Here is a 20259-nt window from a genome sequence, read left to right as displayed (position 1 = left end):
GCCCATGCTTAAGACCGCCGCCGCGCTGATCGCGCTCCTCGCCGCTTCGCCCGCCCTCGCGCAGGCGCTCACCCCCGCCGAACAGGCCCGGATCGACGCAATCGTCGCCAGGGCGCTCGCCGCCGACCAGACGCCGTCGGCATCGATCGCGGTGGTTCGCGGCGGCAAGATCGTGATGGCGAAGGCCTATGGGCAGGCCTCACCGAAGCTCGCGGCGACCCCCGACCTTCCCTACCAGATCGCGTCGAACAGCAAGCAGTTCACCGCGATGGCGGTCCTGCTGCTCGCCGACGAGGGCAAGCTCAGCCTAGACGACAGCGTTTCGAAATTCCTTCCCGGCATCACCGACGGCGACAAGATCACCATCCGCGAACTGCTCAGCCACACTTCGGGGCTGCAGGATTACTGGCCGCAGGATTACAGCTTCGCCGACATGAGCCGACCGGTGACCCCGCAAGGCATCGTCGACAAGTGGGCGAAGAAGCCGCTCGACTATGCCCCGGGCACCCAGTGGCAATATTCGAACACCGGCTATGTCGTTGCCGGGATGATCGTCGAGAAGGTGGCGGGAATGACGCTGCTCGACTTCCTCAAGGCGCGAATCTTCAGGCCGCTCGGCATGACCAGCGTGGTCGACCAGGACCTCGCGATCGGCCCGCGCTACCCGGTCGGCTATGGCCGCGCCGCGCTCGGGCCGCTGCGGATCGAGCCGCCGGCGGCGCGCGGCTGGCTCTATGCCGCGGGCGAACTGTCGATGACCGCCGCCGACCTCGCCAAATGGGACATCGCCCGGATGGACCGTGCGCTGGTCCCCGCGCGCGACTGGGCGATCCAGGAAACGCCGGTCAGGCTGACCAGCGGCAAGGACACCGGTTACGGATTGGGTGTCACCCTTGGCGACCGTGGCGGACACCGGGTCGTCACCCATGGCGGCGAGGCGGTCGGCTTCCTGTCGACCAACACCGTCTATCCCGACGACAGGATTGCGGTGGTGGTGCTGACCAACAGCTGGTCGGGCAGCGCCTATCGCGCGATCGCGCGGGGCATCGCCGACCTGTTGCTCCCCCCCGCGGCGGCCCCCGCCGGCGCCGACGTTGCGGCGGCGGCGAAGGTGCGCGCCGCCTACGACCAGCTTCGCGCCGGGCGGATCGACCGAAAGCTCCTGACCCCCAACGCCAGCTATTATTTCACGGCCCAGCGGGTCGCCGATTTCGGCGCGAGCCTCGGGCCGCTCGGACCCGAACAGGCGATCGAGCCCGCCGGCCCGTCGAGCCTCCGCGGCGGCTTCGTCATCCAGGGCTACACGGTCAAATATCCGGGCCGGACGCTCAACCTGTCGACCTTCACCGAGCCGGGGCCGAACGGGCGGATCGAGCAATTCCTGGTAACCCCGGGCGAATGACCGAGTTTACCGCCCTGCTGAAGCCCGACCGCGGCGAGGACGCGCGGACCATCCACCTCGTCGACAAGCACGGATTCGACGATTGGCTCAAGCGGCAGACGCCCGAGGTGCGCGCGCTGCTTGCGGCGGCGCGGTTCGACGGGAAAAGCGCGAATGCCTACGTGCTGCTCCCGGCGCGGGGCGAGGCGTTCGACGTCGTTCTGGCGGTCGCCGACGCGGCGGTGCTGACCCCTTGGTGCCTCGCCCGGCTCGGCGAGGTGCTGCCGGCCGCGACCTACCGGCTGGCCGAAGGCGAGCCCGGGATCGCCGCGCTCGGCTGGCTGCTCGCGCAGCACCGGTTCGATCGCTATCGCAGCGAGCCGAAGCCCGACGCGGGGCCGCGCGTCTTGCTTACGCGCGACGCCGGCGCGATCGACGCGGCGGTGCGCGAGGCCGAGGCGACCGCGCTGGTCCGCGACCTCGTCGATACCCCCGCCGCCGACATGGGGCCAGCCGAGCTCGAGGCGGCGGTCCGCGCGGTCGCGACCGAGATGGCGGCGAAGGTCGAGGTCGTCGACGGCGAGCTGCTCGCCTGTGACTATCCGCTGATTCACGCGGTGGGCAAGGGCGCCGAACCCGCGCGCGCGCCGCGGCTGATCGAGCTTCACTGGGGCCGCGACGAGGATCCGCGGCTGGCGATCGTCGGCAAGGGCGTGTGCTTCGATACCGGCGGGCTCGACCTCAAGCCCGCGTCGGGGATGCGGCTGATGAAAAAGGACATGGGCGGGGCGGCGCATGCGCTCGCGCTTGCCCGGCTGGTCATCGGGGCGAAGCTGCCGGTACGGCTCCACCTGCTGATCGCGGCGGTCGAGAACAGCGTGTCGGCCACCGCCTTCCGCCCCGGCGATGTGATCGGCAGCCGCAAGGGGCTGACGGTCGAGATCGACAATACCGACGCAGAAGGGCGGCTGGTGCTCGCCGACGCGCTCGACAAGGCTGGCGAAGGCCAGCCTGACCTCATCGTCGACTTCGCCACGCTGACCGGCGCGGCGCGGGTCGCGCTCGGCCCCGACCTGCCCGCCATGTTCGCCAACGACGATGCGCTCGCGGGCGATCTCGAGCAGGCCTCGCGAACCGTCCACGACCCGTTGTGGCGGATGCCCTTGTGGGACGGCTATGCCGACATGCTGAAATCCGACATCGCCGACATGGCCAATTCGTCGGACAGCGGGTTCGCTGGATCGGTGACCGCGGCGCTGTTCCTGAAACGCTTCGTCCCGCCCACTGCGCCGTGGGCGCATTTCGACACCTTCGCGTGGCGACCGAGCGCGAAGCCGGGCCGGCCCAAGGGGGGCGAAGCGCTGGGGTTACGCGCGGTTTTCCGCGCTTTGGAGGCCCGGTTCCCCCGGTAACGGATTCGCAACGGTCCGCCTAAACGCCTGATATTTTCGACGAAATTCCTCCGCGCGCTGCAACCGAAGCCCCGATCAAGGGGTTTTATACGCAAAACGCGACGAGAGGTTCTGGCTCCCATGAGCAACACCAGCCTGACCGCCTGGATGCGGGCATTGATCCGTTATGTCCGCTCCGGCGAACCCGACCTGACCAACCGGCAGATGGCCCTGCTGATGCTTGTTTACGAGACCCCCGGTCCGCACACCGTGCGCGGCTTGGCGGCGACACTAGGCGTATCGAAACCCGTGGTCACGCGCGCCTTGAATACGCTCGGCGCTCTCGGCTATCTCCGCCGCGAACGTGACCAGGACGATCGGCGCAACGTGTTCGTCGTCCGCACCAGCGACGGGGCGAAATTTCTTGAAGGGTTCCAGCACTACCTCGCCGGGAGCGACGGCGCCGAGCGGGGGAAAGGCGCCGAGCGGCCAGCCATCGGCCAGCAGCGCGTCAGCGATCGGCAACCCGCCTTCGCGCACCGGTGAGTGGTTCGCGCTGGTCGGGCGATCAAGCCTGCCCGATCCCTCGACCCACGCCTACAGGCCCGACCTTGCCGACGTCGCGCTGACCGGGCGCGTGATCGCGTCGCATTACGCCGAGCCTTTGGTCCGTCATTTGCGCGAAGACGCTGTCTTGCTCGACCGACCCGGAGGAGCGGCAATCGCGGGGCTTGGTAAGGGTGACGAAATCAGGCTGCTCGATTGCTCGCGCGGCTGGGGCTGGGGCTACGGCCCAGATGGTCGCGTCGGCTATATCGTCGCAAGCGCGATCGCGCCCTAGGCCTACATCTCGCCGCGCTGGCGGCGGATTGCGAACCACTTCGCGACATTGGCATTTTGCTGTTCGAGCGTATCGGCGAAGACGTGGCCGCCGGTCCCGTCGGCGACGAAATAGAGCGCCTTCGTCGGCGCCGGGTTGAGCACCGCGGCGATGCTGGCCTTGCCCGGGTTGGCGATCGGCCCGACCGGCAGCCCCGCCTTTTCGTAGGTATTATAGTCGTTCTTCGCGTGCACTTCGGACGCGAGCGGGCGACGCCCGAGCGGCTTGCCGCGGGTGATCGGGTAGATGAAGGTCGGGTCGGCATCGAGCTTCATGCCGATCTTCAGCCGGTTGCAATAGACGCCGGCCACCAGCGGGCGCTCGGCGGGCTTGGCCGTCTCCTTTTCGACGATCGACGCGAGGATGATCGCGTCGGCCTGGCTGGCGACGCAATCGCCCTTCTTCGCCTTCCACAATTTCTCGCGCAGGGCCGCCATCGCCTTGACCATCCGCGCGAGGATCGCCGCGCGCGCCTCGCCGCGCTCGTAGGTGTAGCTGTCGGGAAGCACCGAGCCCTCGGCCGGAAGCGGCGCGGGGCCGGTCGCGAACGGCAGCGCAGCCAGCTTTTCCTGGACGAGGATCGACGGCAGCCCCTCGGGGATGGTGATCAGCCGCTGGACCGGCTGCCCGTGCTGGAGCAGGTCGAGCAGCGCCGCGCCGCCGGTATGCGCGGGCACTTCGAACTCGCCCGCCTGGATCCCGTCCTTCGACCCGAACAGCCGCGCCATCGCGCGATAGCTGCCGCAGCTTCCCGGGATCAGCTGCTTCTTCGCGAGACCCGGGCAAAGGCTGCGAAGGGTCGCGCCCTGCTCGACGACCACCGTCTGGCGGGTCGGCGCGCCGCCCCCGGCCCATAACGCCCACCAGCCGCCCGCCAGCAGCAGCACGCCGACCGCGGCGACGACGAGGAGCGCGCGGCGCATCGCGGCGGCCTAGTCGAGCGCCTTCATCACCAGGCTGGCGTTGGTCCCGCCGAACCCGAAGCTGTTGTTGAGCGCGGCGCGGACCTTGCGCTTGCGCGCCACCTTCGGGACGAGGTCAACCCCGTCGGTCCCCTCGTCGGGATTGTCGAGGTTGAGCGTCGGCGGGACGATCTGGTCGCGGATGGCGAGGATGCAGAAAATGCTCTCGACCGCGCCGGCGCCGCCGAGCAGGTGACCGATCGCCGACTTGGTCGAGCTCATCGACACGTTGCCGATCGCATCGCCGAACAGCCGCTTGACCGCGCCCAGCTCGATCGTGTCGGCCATCGTCGAGGTGCCATGCGCATTGATGTAATCGATGTCGGCCGGTGTCATCCCCGCCTTTTTCAGCGCCGCGCTCATCGAGCGGAAGGCGCCGTCCATCTCGGGGTCGGGCGCGGTGACATGATAGGCGTCGCCCGACAGGCCGTAGCCGACCACCTCGGCGTAGATTTTCGCCCCGCGCGCCTTGGCATGCTCATATTCCTCGAGCACCACCACGCCCGCGCCCTCGCCCATGACGAACCCGTCGCGATCCTTGTCGTAGGGGCGGCTGGCCTCCTCGGGCCGGTCGTTGAAGCTCATGTTGAGCGCGCGCGCCTGCGCGAAGCCGGCGATCCCGATCGGGCAGATGGTCGCCTCGGCGCCGCCCGCCAGCATGATGTCGGCATCGTCGTCGCGGATCATCCGCGCCGCGTCGCCGATCGAATGGGCGCCGGTCGAGCAGGCGGTGACGACCGCGTGGTTAGGTCCCTTCAGCCCGTACTTTATCGACACCTGCCCCGAGATGAGGTTGATCAGCCGCCCGTGGACGAAGTGCGGCGACACGCGCCCCGGCCCCTTTTCGGCGAGCAGCAGGCTCTCGCTCTCGATCCCCGGAAGCCCGCCGATGCCGCTGCCGATCGACACGCCGGTGCGAAGCCTGGTCGCCTCGTCCATCTCGGTCAGGCCCGCGTCCTCGAGCGCCTGGCCCGCTGCGTCGATCCCGTAGACGATGAATGGGTCGACCTGGCGCTGCACTTTGTGATCGACCCGCTTGTTCGGATCGAAGCCGTAGGGGTGATCGGCGGGCTTCACCTCGCAGGCGATCCGGCACTTCTGGTCCGACGCGTCGAAATGGGTGATCGGTCCCGCGCCCGATTTCGACGCCAGGATGTTCGCCCATGTCGTCTCGACGTCCGCGCCCAGCGGCGTCACCAGACCAAGCCCCGTCACCACAACTCGCCGCATTCGTTCACCCCTGACAATGACCATCGCCGCAAACGCGAACGGCCTCCCGCGCGAAGCAGGAAGCCGTTCGTGCCGCCTCTAGCGGGCGGGCGGCAGGAAAGACGTCCCGCTTAGCCCTTATGTTCGTCGATGTAGCTGATCGCGTCCTTGACGGTCGTGATCTTCTCGGCCGCATCGTCGGGAATCTCGACCCCGAACTCTTCCTCGAACGCCATGACCAGCTCGACGATGTCGAGGCTGTCGGCGCCCAGGTCGTCGATGAAGCTGGCTTCCTCGGTGACCTTTTCCGGCTCGACGCCGAGATGCTCGACGACGATCTTCTTAACCCGATCGGCGGTGTCGCTCATGCCAAAACTTCCTTCCCGTTTTAATTTTGCGATGCCCTAGCGTTCGTCGCGGCACTGGGCAAGCGCCGTTGAAGCGCCTACCTCGACCCCTCGATGAACGGTGCCCGGCCCCTGACCGACGGCGAGGTCGCGCTCGCCCGATCGATGTTCGGCGACGCGATCGACTATCCTCGGGTGTGCGTCGTCCATCGCAAATGGTGGCCGTTGCAGCCGAGGGACGTCACCATGGCGCCGACCGGCAACATCCACTTCCACCCCGACAGCCCCAACTGGTCGGACGATTTCAGCCGCGAAGGGCTGGGGCTGCAGGGGCTGTTCATCCACGAGATGACCCATGTCTGGCAAACCCAGACTCGGGGGCGTTTCTACCTGCCGCTGATGCGCCACCCCTTTTGCCGCTACGACTATCGGCTCGAGCCCGGACGCCCGTTCGACCGCTACGGGCTCGAGCAGCAGGCCGAGATCGTCCGCCACGCCTTTCTCGCGAAGCGCGGCGCGCGGGTCGCCCAGGTCCCGCCCGACGACCTCGTCCGTTTCGCCTAGCCCGCCTTGGCGACTCCAACCAGCGCGGGGCGCAGAAGCCGGCCCTTCATTTCGTAGCCGGCCTGCATTTCCTCGACGATGGTGCCGGGCTCGGCGCCGTCGGTCGCGATCTCGATCATCGCCTGGTGCTTGTGCGGGTCTAGCGGCAGGCCCTTGGCCGCGATCCGCTCGACCCCGTTGCGGGTCAACACCGAGTCGAGCTCGCGGAGCGTCGCCTCGATTCCCTCGATGAAGCCTTTCATCTCGCCCTCGCGCGCGCCCGCCGGGACATGGCCGACCGCGCGTTCGAGGTGATCCTTCACGCTCAGCATGTCCCGCGCGAAGCCGGTGGTGGCGAAGGCGCGGGTGTCGGCCAGCTCCTTGTCCATCCGCCGCCGCGCGTTCTGCAGCTCGGCCGCCGCATAGAGCGCCTTGCCATTGGCTTCCTCGAGCTGCTTTTCGAGCGACTCCAGCCGCTCGTCGGCGGGTTCGGGAACGTCAGCCTCGGTGGCGATGTCTTCGGGTTCGTCGGTCATGTTGGTCTCGTCGATCATTGCATCCGTCTCGTTAGCGCCTGGGCCGTGAAATCCACCATGGGAATCACCCGGGCATAGTTCAACCGCGTCGGGCCGATCACCCCGACCACGCCCACCACCTGTCCGTCGCTGCCGCGATAGGGCGCGGCGATGACGCTCGATCCCGACAACGCGAACATCCGGTTTTCGCTGCCGATGAAGATGCGCACGCCTTCGCCCTCGCGCGCGCCCTCGAGCAGCCGCACGATCTCGTGCGCGTCCTCGAGCTCCTCCATCAGCCGCCGGACTCGTTCGAGATCGGCGGCGGCGCTGGCGTCGATCAGGTTCGACGCGCCCTTGACGATGAGCAGCGGGCGCTGGTCGAGATCCTCGCTCCATGCCGCCAGCCCCGCCGCGACCAGCTCGGCCGCCGCCGCGTCGATCGCCTCGCGCCGCCGGCTCTGCTCGGCCCGAAGCCGACCCACCGCCTCGGCCAGCGTCAGCCCGGCGAGCCGCGCGGTGACATAATTGCCGACCTCAGCCAGCTGCGCCGCGCTCGTTCCCGGCGGGATCGGCACCACGCGATTCTCGACATTGCCTTCGGTCCCGACCAGCACCGCCAGCGCCCGGCCCGAATCGAGCGGCATGAAGCTGAGCTGCTTCAACCGCATTTCGACCTTGGGGGTCACGACCACCCCGGCACAGGCGCTCAGGCCCGACAGCGTCGCCGAGGCCGCGGCGAGCGCCTGCTCGACCGGCCCGGCGCCGAGCCCCGCCTCGATCACCGCGCGCTCGCTCGGGCCGGGCACGCTCGCCTGCATGATCCCGTCGACGAACAGGCGCAGCCCGACCTCGGTCGGCACCCGCCCCGCGCTGGTGTGCGGGTGCGCGAGCAGCCCGCGTTCCTCGAGGCTTTGCATCACCCCGCGCACCGAGGCGGGCGACAGGCTGACCTGCCCGGCGATCGCCTTCGAGCCGACCGGCACGCCGCGATCGAGATAGGACTCGACCACCAGCCGGAAGACGTCGCGCATGCGGTTGGAAAGATCGCCGATCGGTTCGGTCATGGCGGGCGATGTAGGACGCGCTGGCGCGTTCCTCAACGCTGCTCTAAGGCGCGGGCAAACCACAAGGAGTCCTTCATGCGTCCTTCCGGCCGCGCGCCCGACCAGATGCGCGCCCTCGCCTTCGAGCCCGGCTTCACCCGCCACGCCGAGGGCTCGTGCCTCGTCAGCTTCGGCGATACCCGCGTGCTCGTCACCGCCAGCGTCGAAGAGCGGGTTCCGCCCTTCCTTCGCGGCAAAGGCCAGGGCTGGGTCACGGCCGAATATGGCATGCTCCCGCGCGCCACCCACACCCGCGGCAACCGCGAGGCGGCCAAGGGCAAGCAGTCGGGCCGGACCCAGGAAATCCAGCGGCTGATCGGGCGCTCGCTACGTGCGGTGGTCGACCTGAAGAAGCTCGGCGAGCGGCAGATCACGGTCGACTGCGACGTGATCCAGGCCGATGGCGGCACCCGCACCGCCTCGATCAGCGGCGCGTGGGTCGCGCTGCGCATCGCGGTCGACAAGCTGATCGCCTCGGGCGCGCTCACCGCCGACCCGATCACCACCCAAGTGGCGGCGGTGAGCTGCGGTATCCACGACGGCACCCCGGTGCTCGACCTCGACTATGACGAGGATTCGACCGCTGGCAGCGACGGCAATTTCGTGCTGACCGGCGACGGCAACATCGTCGAGGCGCAGCTGACCGCCGAAGGCGCCACCTTCGACGAGGAAAGCCTGCTGCGCCTGCTCCGCCTCGCGCGGATCGGCTGCACCGAGATCTTCGCCGCGCAGTTGAAGGCGACTGACCGGTGAGGCCGATCGGGCCGAAACTCGTCATCGCCACGCACAATGCGGGCAAGCTGCGCGAGATTCGCGACCTGCTCGCCCCGTTCGACATCGAATGCGTCGGCGCGGCCGCGCTCGACCTGCCCGAGCCCGAGGAGACCGGGGTCACCTTTATCGACAATGCCGAATTGAAGGCGCGCGCCTCGGCCGACCTGTCGGGGCTGCCCGCGCTCGCCGACGACAGCGGCATCAGCGTCGACGCGCTCCACGGCGCGCCGGGGATTCATTCCGCCCGCTACGCCGAGGACGCGGAGGGGAATCGCGACTTCGGTCGGGCGATGCAGCGCGTCTGGCGCGAGGTCGAGGCGGCGGGCCCCGATGCCGGCCACGACGCGCATTTCGTCTGCGCGCTTTCGCTCGCCTGGCCCGACGGTCATGTCGAGAGCTTCGAGGGCAAGGTGTTCGGCAGTCTCGTCTGGCCGCCGCGCGGCGAGAAGGGATTCGGCTACGACCCGATGTTCGTCGCGACCGGCATGGACCGCACCTTCGCCGAGATCGACCCGGCGCAGAAGCACGCGATCAGCCACCGCGCCGACGCCTTCGCGAAGCTGCTGGCGTGGCTGAAAGCCTAGCGCTCTACGTCCACTGGCCGTTCTGCGTCAGCAAATGCCCCTATTGCGACTTCAACAGCCACGTCCGCGAATCGATCGACCAGGCGGCGTGGCGTGACGCGTTGCTGGCCGACCTCGCGCACGAGGTCGCGCTGCTTCCCGGGCGGCGGCTGACCAGCATCTTTTTCGGCGGCGGCACCCCCTCGCTGATGGACCCGCGCACCGTTCAGGCGGTGATCGAGGCCGCGCGCGCCGCCTGGACCCCCGCCGACGACCTCGAGGTCACGCTCGAGGCCAATCCCAACAGCGCCGAGGCCGCGCGCTTCGCCGACCTCGCCGCCGCTGGGGTTAACCGCATCAGCCTCGGCCTGCAGAGCTTCGATGACGCCAAACTCGCCTTCCTCGGCCGCGCCCACAGCGCCGACGAAGGCCTGGCCGCGCTCGCCGCCGCGCAGGCCGCGGTGGCGCGGGTCAGCTTCGACCTCATCTACGCGCTTCCCGGCGACGACGAGGCGGGATGGCGGCGCGACCTCGACCGCGCGCTCGGGCTCGGCACCGAGCATCTCTCGCTTTACGAGCTCACGATCGAGCCCGGCACCCGCTTCGCCACCGACGTCGCCGCGCGGCGCTTCGCCCCGCTCGATGCCGAGCGAGCGGCGGCGTTGTTTGAAATCACCCAGGCACGCACCGCCGAGGCGGGCCTGCCCGCCTATGAAATCTCGAACCACGCACGGCCCGGCGCCGAGAGCCGCCACAACCTCACTTACTGGCGCTACGGCGACTATGCCGGGATCGGCCCCGGCGCGCACGGGCGGCGGCTCGGCCAGCGCACCGTGCGCCACAGGAAGCCCGAGAATTTCCTGTCGGCGATCGCCCGCAACGGCCACGGGCTGGTCGAGGAAGGAGCGCTGTCGCCCGACGAAGCGGCGCACGAGGCGCTGGTGATGGGCCTCCGCCTCGCCGAGGGCATCGCGCCGGTCCGGAACGGACGGGCGCTGGTCGACGAGGCGGCGGTCGAGCGGCTGGTCGCGCACGGCCTGCTGTGGCGGACCGACGAGCGGATCGGCACGACCGAGGCCGGTCGGCTGCTGCTCGATTCGATCCTCGCCGAAATCGCCGCTTAGGCGGCAATACGCCTAGAAGCCGCTGCCCGCCGGGGACACGACCTGCGTCCCGGTGGCGGTCACCTGCCGCACCTCGAGCAGCCGCTCGGCAGTACCCCCGCGCGTGAAGCGGAAGCTGCCGTCGACCCCCGCGAAGCCGTCGCGCGCGACCAGCGACCTCGCCGAGAACGGTGTCCCGATCCGCCATTGCGGCGCGGCGCGCGCGACCAGCAGCACCGAATCATAGCCGAGGCTGGCGAGCCGGCTCGGCGCGGCGCGATAGCGCGCGCGATATTTCGCCGCGAGCTGGGCGAAGCGCAGGTTCGGCGCCGCCGCGAACAAGGCGCCCTTGAGCCCCGGCGTCCGCCCGAGCGTCGGATCGGCGGCCCACAATTCGGTGCCGAGGATTTGCGCGCGCCCGAGTGCCGGCGCGGCGAGAGCCGCGAGCCGCGCCGAATCGGCGACCAGCACCGCGTCCGCCCCGCCCTTCGCACGGATCCGCCCCGCCGCCGCCTTCACCGAGGCGGGCGTGCGCTGGTAGGTCTCGATCGTCGTCACCCGTCCGCCCGACTGGCGCGCCGCGTCGAGCAGCGCCTGCGACGCGCGCTCGCCGTAAAGACCGCTCGGCGCCAGCGCGGCGTAGCGGCCCGCCCCGGTCCCGCGGGTGTAGGCGACCACCCGTGCGATCGACTGGGCGGGGGTGAAGCCCATGACATAGACGCCGTTCCCGGCCACTCCGCTGTCGTTCGAATAGGAGATCACCGGTACCCCCGCCCCGCGCGCGATCGGCGCGACCGCGCGGACGTCGGCGGCGAGCAACGGGCCGAGGATCAGCCCGGCGCCGTCGCGCACCGCCGCCGCCGCCGCCGCCGCCGCACCGCCCGCCCCGGCGCTGTCGTAGCGCGACAGGCGGACGTTGGCGGCGCCGGTATCGGCAAGCGCGAGGCTGGCCGCATTGGCGATCGAGCTGCCGACCCCCGCCTCGGGTCCGCTCAGCGGAACGATGACCGCGACCAGGTGGCGCTGCGGCTCGGCGACCGGGCCGACGATCGGCCCCGCGCTGCCGCCGCCCTCGATCCCCCCGCCGGGCCCGCCCCCGCCCGCGCAGGCGGCGAGCGCGACCGCCAGCAGGGAAACCATCGCGCGGCGCCGCGCTTGCCGATCGGTGAACTTTGGTGTCATCAATTCAGTCCTGCCCCATGGAGAACACCACCCTGACCCCCGGTCTCTATATCGTCGCGACGCCGATCGGCAATCTCGGCGACATCACGCTCCGCGCCGCCGAGGTGCTGCGCGGCTGCGACCATGTGCTGGCCGAGGACAAAAGGGTCAGCGCCAAGCTGCTTCGCCACCTCGGTGCGTCGAAGCCGATGACCGCCTATAACGACCATAGCGATGCCGCCGACCGCGCGCGGATCGTCGAGCGGCTGGGGCGCGAGGCGGTGGCACTGGTCAGCGACGCGGGGACGCCGTTGATTTCGGACCCCGGCTACAAGCTCGTCCGCGCCGCGCGGGAGGCGGGGATCGCGGTCCACACCCTCCCCGGCCCGTCGGCGGCGATCGCCGCGCTGACGCTCGCCGGGCTGCCGACCGACCGCTTCCTATTCGCCGGCTTCCTGCCCCCCAAGGCCAAGGCCCGCGCCGAGGCGATCGCCGAGGTGGGGGCGGTCCGCGCGACGCTGGTCTTCTACGAAAGCGGCCCGCGGCTCGGCGACACGCTAGAAGCGCTGCGCGACGCGCTCGGCGCGCGCGACGCGGCGGTGGTGCGCGAGATCAGCAAGCTTCACGAGGAGACGGTGACCGGCCCGCTCGTCGAGCTCGCCGCTCGCTATGCCAAGGCCGGCCCGAAGGGCGAGATCGTCGTCGTCGTCGGCCCGCCGGCCGATGCCGCCGAGGCGAGCGACGAGGAGCTCGATTCGGCGCTTCGTACCGCGCTCGCCAGCGAATCCGCCTCGCGCGCCGCCGCGACCGTCGCCGCAGCGCTCGCGGTCCCGCGCAAGCGCGCCTATGCCCGCGCGCTCGAGCTGGCGGGGCGTTGAACCGCCGCGCCGAGGCCGAGCGGCGCGGTCGCCGCGCCGAGACGCTCGCCGCCTGGTGGTTGCGATTGAAAGGCTGGTCGATCCTCGGCCGGCGCGTTCGCGCCCGGCGGGGCGAAATCGACCTCGTCGCTCGGCGCGGGCGGACGCTCGCCTTTATCGAGGTCAAGCAACGCGCCAGCGACGAGGCGGCGGCCATCGCGCTCGACGCCTATCGGTTGCGCCGGGTCGCTGCGGCGGCGGACGAGCTCGCGCCGCGCTTCGCCCGCCCCGGCGACGACGTCCGGATCGACGCGATCTACTTCGTCCCGGGCCGGTTGCCGCGCCACCTCGCGAACATCTGGATGGGGTGAAGCCTGGTCTGGGGTGACAAGCGCGGCGCGCTGACCTAGCGCTGCACCCATGATCCTGACTGTCGCCGTCCAGATGGACCCGCTCGAAACGATCGCCATCGCGGGCGATTCGACCTTCGCGCTGATGCTCGGCGCGCAGGCGCGCGGGCACCGGCTGTTCCACTATCTTGCCAGCGACCTCGCCTATGAGGACGGCCGGGTCACCGCGCTCGCCCGACAAGTCGAGGTGCGGCGCGAGGAGGGCAACCACTTCACCGCCGGCGAGCCGGTGCGGATCGACCTCGGCCGCGACACCGACGTCGTGCTGATGCGGCAGGATCCGCCGTTCGACATCGGTTACATCACCGCCACCTATTTGCTCGAGCGCGCGGCGCGCGAGACGCTGGTTGTCAACGATCCGCGCAGCGTACGCGACGCGCCCGAGAAGCTGTTCGTGCTCGATTTCGCGCGGTTCATGCCGCCGACGCTGATTAGCCGCGATCCCGCGCAGATCCGCGCCTTCCACGCCGCGCACGGCGAGGTCGTGGTCAAGCCGCTCCACGGCAAGGCGGGCGAAGGCGTGTTCAAGGTCGGCCGCGATGGCGCCAACCTCAACGCGCTGGTCGACCTCTTCTCGGCCACGATGCGCGAGCCGTTCATCGTCCAGGCCTTTCTCCCTGCGGTCGCCGACGGCGACAAGCGGATCGTGCTCGTCGACGGCGAGGTCGCCGGGGCGATCAACCGCCGCCCTGGCAAGGGCGAGTTCCGCTCCAACCTCGCCGCGGGGGGAAGCGCCGAGGCGACCGCGCTCAGCGCGCGCGACCGCGAGATCTGCGACGCGCTCGGCCCTGAGCTCAAGGCGCGCGGACTGCTGTTCGTCGGGATCGACGTGATCGGCGGGCACCTCACCGAGATCAACGTCACCTCGCCGACCGGGATCGTCGCGATCGACGCGTTCAACGGCAGCGACATCCCGGCGCTGTTCTGGAACGCGGTCGAACGGCGGGTTATCCACATAGATGGATCCGGAAGGGACTAGACGAATCCCGGTATTCGGCGCTTTTCTTCGAGCAATAACCATCCGAATTGGTTCTTTATCGGTATCTTTACCGGAATTGTCGCTTGGTCGCCTTCTGGCCTGCGGGCTTCCACTCGTCCGCCGCCGGTGAGCCCACACACCGGCGGCGGACCATCGGGGGGGATGGCATATGAGGACTATTTTCATCTGCGCCGCGCTGTTGTCGGCTACACCCGCCGTTGCCGGGACCAACGTCACCTTGTCGGGCACCCTGACCTCGAGCTGCACCTTGACGCTGAGTGCGGGCGGGACGCTCGCGGTCGCGCCTAGCGGCACCGTCCTCTCATCGGAAAGCGCCGGCGGGACCGCCGCGACGCTGACCATGACCGCAGTCGGGTCGAACCCAACCGTCACCTTCGCCGCGCCCGACCTCGCCGCCAGCCCTTCGGGATGGAGCGGGACGCCGACGCTCGAGGTGAAATACACCTCCACCGGCGGCGCCAACCAGGCTTATACCTCGGCCCAGTCGAGCTATGCCGAGAACCGGCTGCTCGACACCTTCACCGTCCACGGCCGGATCACCGACAGCGCAGGCTTCGCCGCGGGCACCTATACGCTCCGCACCGTGGCGACCTGCTCGTGACGCGGGCGCTGTGGCTGACCGCCTCCGCCTGCCTCGTACCGGGAGCGGCGATGGCGGTCGGCCTCGGACCGCTGAAGATGAGCGGGATCACCGACGGCAGCGGCAAGGCCTTTTACCTCACGCTGACCAACCCCTACCCGACGGCCGAGCGCTTCCGCGCCCGCGCGGTCAGCGCCGGGGACGAGACCGCCCAGTCGCGCGTGGTCGTCTTTCCGTCCGACAGTCTCGTCGGCGGGGGCGGGCGCCGCCGGCTGCTGGTGATCGTCCGCGACCTCAAGCCGGGCGAAACCTATTCCTTCCGGGTCTGCGCCGGGCGCGACCCCAAGCCAGAGGAGACCGTCTATGCGCGGGTTTGCTCGACCCTTACTGCTCGCCGCCTCGCTGCTCGCGGCTGACGCCGGGCTGGCGCAGAGCCTCTACCTGCCCTCCCCGCCAACCGGCCCGGGCGGCGAGGACACGATCGAGACCGAGAGCGGGGTTCGCTGCCGCCAGTCGATGAATTCGAACGGCGCCTAGGTCGACGTCGGCGTGACCGGGACCGCCGCCTCGGGGAGCAGCCGCCAGTCGGACAGCTTTTTTCCGCAGGCGCGCGACGGGCAGCAGGCGACCGGCTATGCGCGGCTCACCCTTCCGCTCGGGCCGCGCCCGAAGCGGATCGACTGTTCGCGAATCTACGAGATGGAGATCGCGCGGATGAGGCGCGAGATGGAACTGCTGCAGATGGCGGTGCAGGACAAGTAATCGGACGACGGCGCGTCAGGCGCGCGGATGCGCGTGGCGATAGACGTCGAGCAGCCGCGCCGCGTCGACCTCGGTATAGATTTGCGTCGAGCTCAGGCTGGCATGGCCAAGCAGTTCCTGCAGCGAGCGCAGGTCGGCGCCGCGCGCGAGCAAATGGGTCGCGAAACTGTGGCGAAGCGCGTGGGGGGTGAGGCTGTCCGCCAGCCCCAGCCGCGCCCGCGCCGCGCGCACCGCGCGCCGAACCACGTCGGCGCTCAGCGGCCCGCCCTTGGCGCCGACGAATAGCGGCCCTTCCCCCGCCAGCGGCCAGGGACAGCCGGCGACATAGGCGGCGATCGCCTCGCGCACCGCCGGGAGCACCGGGACGATCCGGGTCTTGCCGCGCTTGCCGAGCACGCGGATCGCCTGCCCGAGCGGGAGGATGCTCGCCTTGAGGCCGAGCGCTTCGGACACGCGCAGCCCCGACCCGTAGAGTAGCAGCAACACCGCGAGGTCGCGCGCACCGATCCACGGCTCAGCCGCTCCCTCCCCCGCCTCTTCGGCGAGCGCGACCGCGTCGGCCGGGCTGGCCGGGCGCGGCAGGGTTCGCGGGCGTTTCGGGGCACGGGTGCGCGGCAGCTGCGGCATATTGCCCGAATCCTCAGCGGCGAAGGTCAGGAAGCCGCGCACCGCCGACATTTCGCGGCTCGCCGAGGCCGCGCCGAGCCCCTCGGCGCGCCGCCGCGCGAGGAAGGCGCGAAGGTCGGCCGCCTGGAGGCCGAGCAGCGCGAACCGGCCGATCTCCTCGCCGCGATGCTCGCCGAGAAAGGCGATGAAGCGATGCGCGGTCGCGACATAGGCGCGCACCGTGTGCGCCGACCGGCGCCGGTCGAATGCGAGATGCTTGCCCCAGCGGGTGGCGACGTCGCGCGCCGGGTGCGGCGCGTCGGGGTCGGTCAGTCGTCGGTCGCGGTCAGCCACCGGGTGACGATAGCGCCAAGCGAGCGGCCGAGGAACAGCAACAGCGAGGCGGCGTGACGCGCGTCGATCGCATGATCCTCGTGCTGGCCGAGCAGCAGCAGGCCACGGGGAAGCCCAGGACCGCAATCGACGCGGACGACCGCCTCGGCGCGGATCCGCCGCGCCTCCTGGCCGAACAGGGCATGACCGCGTCCCACCGATCGTGCCTCGACCTCGCCGAGGAACGCCGATGCCTTGTCGACCAGTTGCGGCGCGACGAAGCCGATCCCCTGGCGGTCGGCGCGGAACCCCTGGTGACCGACGACGAGCGCGAGCGCGACCTGGTCGACGCCGAGCAGGCGCGGCCAGCTACGCGTGACGACGGTGAGCAGCGAATCGATCGAGTCGGCGCGCATCGCCTCGAGCACCGCGGCGTGGATCGAGGCGACCGCCCCGCTGTGCCCGCGCGCGAAGGCCAGCAGGTCCTCGTTGACGCTCTCGGCGGCGCCGAGCCGGGCGCGAAGCGACGCGACCGCGCGATCCTGGAAATCGATGACCCCACCCATGACGCGCAGCCTAGCGCGCCACGGTTAACAAGCCGTCGCCGCGTGGCGTCAGACGATTTTCTGGCCGGTCGCCTGCCAATCCTTGAGGAAGGAGGCGATGCCGTTGTCGGTCAGCGGATGGTTGAACATCTGCATGAGGATCTTGGTCGGCGCAGTGGCGACGTCGGCGCCGATCTTGGCAGCCTCGAGCATGTGCACAGGACTGCGGATCGAGGCGGCGAGGATCTGCGTGTCATAGTCGTAATTGTCGTAGATCAGGCGGATATCGCTGATCAGGTCCATCCCGTTCTGCCCGACGTCGTCGAGTCGCCCGACAAACGGCGAGATGAAGGTCGCGCCCGCCTTGGCCGCGAGCAGCGCCTGGTTGGCCGAGAAGCACAGCGTGACGTTGACCATCGTCCCGTCGCCGCGAAGCTTGCGGCAGGTCTTCAGCCCGTCGGGGGTCAGCGGCACCTTGATCGCGACATGGTCGGCGATCTTCCGAAGCACCTCGGCCTCGCGCATCATCCCGTCATGGTCGAGCGCGACAACCTCGGCCGACACCGGCCCCTGCACGATCTTGGTGATCTCGGTCACCGTCTCGACGAAATCGCCGCCGGACTTGTGGATCAGCGTCGGGTTGGTGGTGACCCCGTCGAGCAGGCCGGTTTCGGCCAGCTCCTTGATCTCGTCGATGACGGCGGTGTCGGCGAAGAATTTCATCGGATCGGCCCCTACGGGTTGCGGAATGTTTGCGCCTCCTAGCGCGTGGCCGCTAGATGGTCACCCGCCCAGCGACAAAAAAGGGCCGGGGAAGACGAGGCGCGAATGAGCGAAGTGCGGGTCGAACGGCGTCATAACGGCGCGCAGCTGGCGATCACCCTCGCCCGGCCAGCGGCGCGCAATGCGATCACCGTCGCCATGTACGCCGCGATGGCCGACGCGATCGAGGGCGCGGCGAGCGATCCGGCGGTCCGGCTGGTCACGATCGAGGGCGAGGGAGTCGATTTCACCGCCGGCAACGACCTCGCCGATTTCCTCCGCGCCATGCCGCGGCCGGGGTCGGGCGAAGACATACCCGTTTGGCGTCTGCTCCGCGCGCTCGCGCTCAACGAAGTGCCGATCGTCGCCGCGGTCCATGGCAACGCGGTCGGCATCGGCACGACGCTGCTGCTCCACTGCGACCTCGTGCTGGCCGAGGAAGGCAGCCGCTTCGTGATGCCGTTCGTCGACCTGGGGCTGGTGCCCGAAGCGGCGAGCTCGCTGATCCTGCCGCGCCTCGCCGGGCGCCGCGCCGCTGCGCGGCACCTGCTGCTGGGCGAACCGTTCGGAGCCGAGGAAGCGCTGCGGATCGGGGTCGCGAGCCACCTCGTCGGCAAGGGCGCGCTCGCCGCGGCGCTTGACCGGCTGGTCGCCGCGATGCTCGACAAGCCGCCCGAGGCGATGCGCCAGACCCAGCGGCTGCTGCGCGCCGTCAATCGCGACGAAATCGTCGAGCGGATGAACCGGGAAAACGGTCATTTCGCCGAGCGACTTCAGTCTGAAGAGGTCAAGAACGCGATCGCCGCCTTTTTCGCGGCGCGCGCCAAGCCGCCCGCCTGATGCTTAGGTCCCGGCGGTCCACACCCGCTTCGACTTGGTGACGTTGACCGTCGGGCCGGGCACGATCAGCAGGCTGGTCGGCTGCGAATAGGTGACGGTGAGGTCGTAATAGCCGCCGGTGCCGCCGTTGCCGAGCGCCGATACGCTCGAGGTGAAGGTGCCCGGACCCACCCCGTACACCGCGCTGTCCATGGTCGACTTGATGTTGGTCGCACTCGGCGGGACGCAGCCGGTGGTGGTCGGGTTGGTGCACAGCGTTGCATAGCGCGCACCCTGGCCGAGCGCCTGCTGCATCCCCGCCAGCGCGCGGAACATCTGCGCGAGCTGGACGAACGCCCAGATCATCATGATGAAGATCGGCAGCGCGAAGGCAATCTCGATCGCCGCCGCCCCGCGATCGTTGCCGGCGAGGCGCATCCGCTTGGCGAGCTTCCTCATGCCGTCCTCATCCCTGCGGTCGCCGAGAGATGGTAGGTCCCGTCGCTCGAATTGTAGTTGGAGAAGTGGATCGGGAACATCGGCGTGTACTGGTCGGTCGCGGTGACCGAAATGTAGCGCGACGTGACGTAGCCCGCGCTGCAACCTTCCCAGTCGTTATAGGTGTCGGCGTCGGTGGTCGTGTTGCTGGTCACCGCGCCGGTACCCGAATTGGTGCATTCCATCCGGTAGGTGATGGTGATGTTGGCGGTGGTGATCGGGCTTGTCTTGCAGGTCCCGTCCGCATTGGTGCCGTTGACCTGGCACACCGCCTCGCTCGCAAGCGTTCCCTCGACCGTCGTGTCCTCGGTGGTCTGCATGATCTTTTCGATCGCGCGTTGCACCCCCTGTTCGAGCGCCAGCTTGCGGCTGTAGGCGCTCGAAATGTCGACGATCCCGGCGACGGTGATGGCGACGACCGGCGCGATCAGCGCGAGTTCGAGAACCGCCGCGCCGCGCGCGTCGCGCCGGAGGATGTTGAGCAGCTTGCGGGTCATGCGACCAGCCTCACGATCGTCAGCGTCCCGCCGTCGGACCAATAGTTGGTGCAGTCCTTCAGCCCCGCGAACTGGTTGTTGCCACTGTTGCCGGTGAAGGTGATCCGCTTGGCGACGAACTTGGAGCAGACCGAGTTGGTGTTGCCGGTGCCATTGTACTGCAGTTCCTGATTCGGGAAATACATCGCCCCGGTGATCAGCGAGTTGGAGTTGCCGTTGATCAGGTTGCAGTTGTTGCAGTCGCTCGCGCGCCGGTCCTGGTAGAAGGCGAGCCCCTGGTACGGTCCCGAGGTCGGCGCGGTGATGTTGACGTTGGCGTTCGCGTTCGCCTTGACGTTGCCGATCGTCGCGGTCGACGACGTGTCCGAGTTGGTCAGCACGATAGTGCACGACTTGCAGGTAAAATTGCCGCGGAACGTCGCGCTGCCGCCGTTGATGTAGATCGGCCCGTTGTAGCTGTCGGGAATGGTCAGCGTCTTGTTCGAATTGACCAGCAGCGACGAGAAACAATTGTAGTTGGCCAGCGTCGCCGCGCTCGTGCTGTCGTCAAGCGTCGCCGCGCTCCCGGTCGCGCACTTCATGTCGCTGGGATCGACGTCGACCCCCGCGTAGGGATCCTGGATCGCGGTCGAATATGGATAGTAGGCGGTCACGT

Annotated in this window: 26 protein-coding genes and 1 pseudogene; 15 read left to right on the top strand and 12 right to left on the bottom strand. The window is 69.5% G+C overall.

Annotated features, from left to right (window positions below; genetic code table 11):
* Nucleotides 1-4 precede the first annotated feature (4 nt).
* The 3 genes from ABDK56_RS00135 to ABDK56_RS00125 all read left to right on the top strand — a co-directional run bounded on the left by ABDK56_RS00135 (nucleotide 5) and on the right by ABDK56_RS00125 (nucleotide 3318).
* Nucleotides 5-1402, top strand: coding sequence for a serine hydrolase domain-containing protein (locus ABDK56_RS00135; RefSeq protein ID WP_349806033.1), 1398 nt, complete (start codon nucleotides 5-7; stop codon nucleotides 1400-1402).
* Nucleotides 1399-2793: a leucyl aminopeptidase family protein gene (locus tag ABDK56_RS00130; protein ID WP_349806031.1), complete on the top strand. Its 1395-nt coding sequence runs from the start codon at nucleotides 1399-1401 to the stop codon at nucleotides 2791-2793. Before ABDK56_RS00135 ends, ABDK56_RS00130 begins: the two co-directional genes overlap by 4 nt.
* Nucleotides 2794-2913: 120 nt before the next feature.
* Nucleotides 2914-3318 (top strand): MarR family transcriptional regulator, encoded by a 405-nt coding sequence (locus ABDK56_RS00125; RefSeq protein WP_349806030.1) that lies wholly within the window; start codon nucleotides 2914-2916, stop codon nucleotides 3316-3318.
* Nucleotides 3319-3615: 297 nt separating this feature from the next.
* Here ABDK56_RS00125 and mltG read toward each other — a convergent pair whose 3' ends face one another.
* The 3 genes from mltG to ABDK56_RS00110 all read right to left on the bottom strand — a co-directional run bounded on the left by mltG (nucleotide 3616) and on the right by ABDK56_RS00110 (nucleotide 6191).
* A complete protein-coding gene (gene mltG, locus ABDK56_RS00120; RefSeq protein WP_349806029.1) occupies nucleotides 3616-4575 on the bottom strand; it encodes an endolytic transglycosylase MltG in 960 nt (319 codons plus the stop codon).
* A gap of 9 nt (nucleotides 4576-4584) precedes the next feature.
* The gene (fabF, locus tag ABDK56_RS00115) at nucleotides 4585-5844 is read right to left on the bottom strand and encodes a beta-ketoacyl-ACP synthase II (RefSeq protein ID WP_349806028.1); all 1260 of its coding nucleotides are present in this window, start codon (nucleotides 5842-5844) and stop codon (nucleotides 4585-4587) included.
* A 110-nt stretch (nucleotides 5845-5954) separates the two neighbouring features.
* Complete coding sequence (locus tag ABDK56_RS00110; RefSeq protein WP_349806027.1) at nucleotides 5955-6191, bottom strand: acyl carrier protein; 237 nt, start codon at nucleotides 6189-6191, stop codon at nucleotides 5955-5957.
* A gap of 93 nt (nucleotides 6192-6284) precedes the next feature.
* Between ABDK56_RS00110 and ABDK56_RS00105 the strand changes: the two genes are divergently transcribed.
* Nucleotides 6285-6734, top strand: coding sequence for a vgr related protein (locus tag ABDK56_RS00105; RefSeq protein WP_349806026.1), 450 nt, complete (start codon nucleotides 6285-6287; stop codon nucleotides 6732-6734).
* Here ABDK56_RS00105 and ABDK56_RS00100 read toward each other — a convergent pair.
* Entirely contained in the window at nucleotides 6731-7267 is a 537-nt protein-coding gene (locus ABDK56_RS00100; protein WP_349806025.1) for a nucleotide exchange factor GrpE, read from the bottom strand. The genes ABDK56_RS00105 and ABDK56_RS00100 overlap by 4 nt on opposite strands.
* On the bottom strand, nucleotides 7264-8295 hold the full coding sequence (gene hrcA / locus ABDK56_RS00095; protein ID WP_349806024.1) for a heat-inducible transcriptional repressor HrcA: 1032 nt from the start codon (nucleotides 8293-8295) through the stop codon (nucleotides 7264-7266). Before hrcA ends, ABDK56_RS00100 begins: the two co-directional genes overlap by 4 nt.
* 75 nt (nucleotides 8296-8370) lie before the next feature.
* Between hrcA and rph the strand changes: the two genes are divergently transcribed.
* From rph to hemW, 3 genes are read left to right on the top strand one after another with little or no spacing between them, the layout of a single operon-like run.
* On the top strand, nucleotides 8371-9087 hold the full coding sequence (rph, locus tag ABDK56_RS00090; protein WP_349806023.1) for a ribonuclease PH: 717 nt from the start codon (nucleotides 8371-8373) through the stop codon (nucleotides 9085-9087).
* Nucleotides 9084-9692: an RdgB/HAM1 family non-canonical purine NTP pyrophosphatase gene (gene rdgB / locus ABDK56_RS00085; protein ID WP_349806022.1), complete on the top strand. Its 609-nt coding sequence runs from the start codon at nucleotides 9084-9086 to the stop codon at nucleotides 9690-9692. The genes rph and rdgB overlap by 4 nt, the downstream gene beginning before the upstream one ends.
* On the top strand, nucleotides 9677-10795 hold the full coding sequence (gene hemW, locus ABDK56_RS00080) for a radical SAM family heme chaperone HemW (RefSeq protein ID WP_349806021.1): 1119 nt from the start codon (nucleotides 9677-9679) through the stop codon (nucleotides 10793-10795). Before rdgB ends, hemW begins: the two co-directional genes overlap by 16 nt.
* 12 nt (nucleotides 10796-10807) lie before the next feature.
* On the opposite strand, the gene ABDK56_RS00075 is transcribed toward hemW, so the two are convergent.
* Nucleotides 10808-11914: a penicillin-binding protein activator gene (locus ABDK56_RS00075; protein ID WP_349806020.1), complete on the bottom strand. Its 1107-nt coding sequence runs from the start codon at nucleotides 11912-11914 to the stop codon at nucleotides 10808-10810.
* Between the two features lie 59 nt (nucleotides 11915-11973).
* Here ABDK56_RS00075 and rsmI point away from each other — a divergent pair, with 59 nt between their 5' ends.
* The 7 genes from rsmI to ABDK56_RS00040 all read left to right on the top strand — a co-directional run bounded on the left by rsmI (nucleotide 11974) and on the right by ABDK56_RS00040 (nucleotide 15544).
* A complete protein-coding gene (gene rsmI, locus ABDK56_RS00070) occupies nucleotides 11974-12813 on the top strand; it encodes a 16S rRNA (cytidine(1402)-2'-O)-methyltransferase (protein ID WP_349806019.1) in 840 nt (279 codons plus the stop codon).
* Nucleotides 12810-13163, top strand: coding sequence for a YraN family protein (locus tag ABDK56_RS00065; protein WP_349806017.1), 354 nt, complete (start codon nucleotides 12810-12812; stop codon nucleotides 13161-13163). Before rsmI ends, ABDK56_RS00065 begins: the two co-directional genes overlap by 4 nt.
* Before the next feature lie 49 nt (nucleotides 13164-13212).
* Nucleotides 13213-14181, top strand: a complete 969-nt coding sequence (gene gshB, locus ABDK56_RS00060; protein WP_349806016.1) for a glutathione synthase — start codon at nucleotides 13213-13215, stop codon at nucleotides 14179-14181.
* Between the two features lie 169 nt (nucleotides 14182-14350).
* Nucleotides 14351-14803 (top strand): hypothetical protein, encoded by a 453-nt coding sequence (locus tag ABDK56_RS00055; RefSeq protein ID WP_349806015.1) that lies wholly within the window; start codon nucleotides 14351-14353, stop codon nucleotides 14801-14803.
* Nucleotides 14800-15198: a hypothetical protein gene (locus ABDK56_RS00050; RefSeq protein ID WP_349806014.1), complete on the top strand. Its 399-nt coding sequence runs from the start codon at nucleotides 14800-14802 to the stop codon at nucleotides 15196-15198. The genes ABDK56_RS00055 and ABDK56_RS00050 overlap by 4 nt, the downstream gene beginning before the upstream one ends.
* Nucleotides 15146-15319, top strand: a complete 174-nt coding sequence (locus tag ABDK56_RS00045) for a hypothetical protein (RefSeq protein WP_349806013.1) — start codon at nucleotides 15146-15148, stop codon at nucleotides 15317-15319. The genes ABDK56_RS00050 and ABDK56_RS00045 overlap by 53 nt, the downstream gene beginning before the upstream one ends.
* A 12-nt stretch (nucleotides 15320-15331) precedes the next feature.
* Nucleotides 15332-15544, top strand: a complete 213-nt coding sequence (locus tag ABDK56_RS00040) for a hypothetical protein (protein ID WP_349806012.1) — start codon at nucleotides 15332-15334, stop codon at nucleotides 15542-15544.
* A 15-nt stretch (nucleotides 15545-15559) separates the two neighbouring features.
* On the opposite strand, the gene ABDK56_RS00035 is transcribed toward ABDK56_RS00040, so the two are convergent.
* From ABDK56_RS00035 to fsa, 3 genes are read right to left on the bottom strand one after another with little or no spacing between them, the layout of a single operon-like run.
* On the bottom strand, nucleotides 15560-16483 hold the full coding sequence (locus tag ABDK56_RS00035) for a tyrosine recombinase XerC (protein ID WP_349806787.1): 924 nt from the start codon (nucleotides 16481-16483) through the stop codon (nucleotides 15560-15562).
* Entirely contained in the window at nucleotides 16480-17049 is a 570-nt protein-coding gene (locus ABDK56_RS00030; protein WP_349806011.1) for a DUF484 family protein, read from the bottom strand. Before ABDK56_RS00030 ends, ABDK56_RS00035 begins: the two co-directional genes overlap by 4 nt.
* A 48-nt stretch (nucleotides 17050-17097) precedes the next feature.
* Nucleotides 17098-17751 (bottom strand): fructose-6-phosphate aldolase, encoded by a 654-nt coding sequence (gene fsa / locus ABDK56_RS00025; protein WP_349806010.1) that lies wholly within the window; start codon nucleotides 17749-17751, stop codon nucleotides 17098-17100.
* Nucleotides 17752-17856: 105 nt separating this feature from the next.
* Here fsa and ABDK56_RS00020 point away from each other — a divergent pair, with 105 nt between their 5' ends.
* Entirely contained in the window at nucleotides 17857-18630 is a 774-nt protein-coding gene (locus tag ABDK56_RS00020; protein WP_349806009.1) for an enoyl-CoA hydratase-related protein, read from the top strand.
* A 3-nt stretch (nucleotides 18631-18633) separates the two neighbouring features.
* Here the strand turns inward: ABDK56_RS00020 and ABDK56_RS00015 are convergent, their stop codons facing one another.
* The 3 genes and pseudogenes from ABDK56_RS00015 to ABDK56_RS00005 form a co-directional block, all read right to left on the bottom strand.
* Nucleotides 18634-19068: a TadE/TadG family type IV pilus assembly protein gene (locus ABDK56_RS00015; protein WP_349806008.1), complete on the bottom strand. Its 435-nt coding sequence runs from the start codon at nucleotides 19066-19068 to the stop codon at nucleotides 18634-18636.
* Nucleotides 19065-19604: a TadE/TadG family type IV pilus assembly protein gene (locus ABDK56_RS00010; protein ID WP_349806007.1), complete on the bottom strand. Its 540-nt coding sequence runs from the start codon at nucleotides 19602-19604 to the stop codon at nucleotides 19065-19067. Before ABDK56_RS00010 ends, ABDK56_RS00015 begins: the two co-directional genes overlap by 4 nt.
* A pseudogene (locus tag ABDK56_RS00005) lies at nucleotides 19601-20259 on the bottom strand (hypothetical protein); the annotation flags it as partial. The gene ABDK56_RS00010 and the pseudogene ABDK56_RS00005, both read right to left, overlap by 4 nt.

The sequence above is a fragment of the Sphingomonas sp. ASV193 genome, assembly GCF_040203355.1.
Classification (GTDB): Bacteria; Pseudomonadota; Alphaproteobacteria; order Sphingomonadales; family Sphingomonadaceae; genus Sphingomicrobium.
Note: the sequence above shows the minus strand (reverse complement) of the source record. Positions and strands in the feature narration are given on the sequence as shown.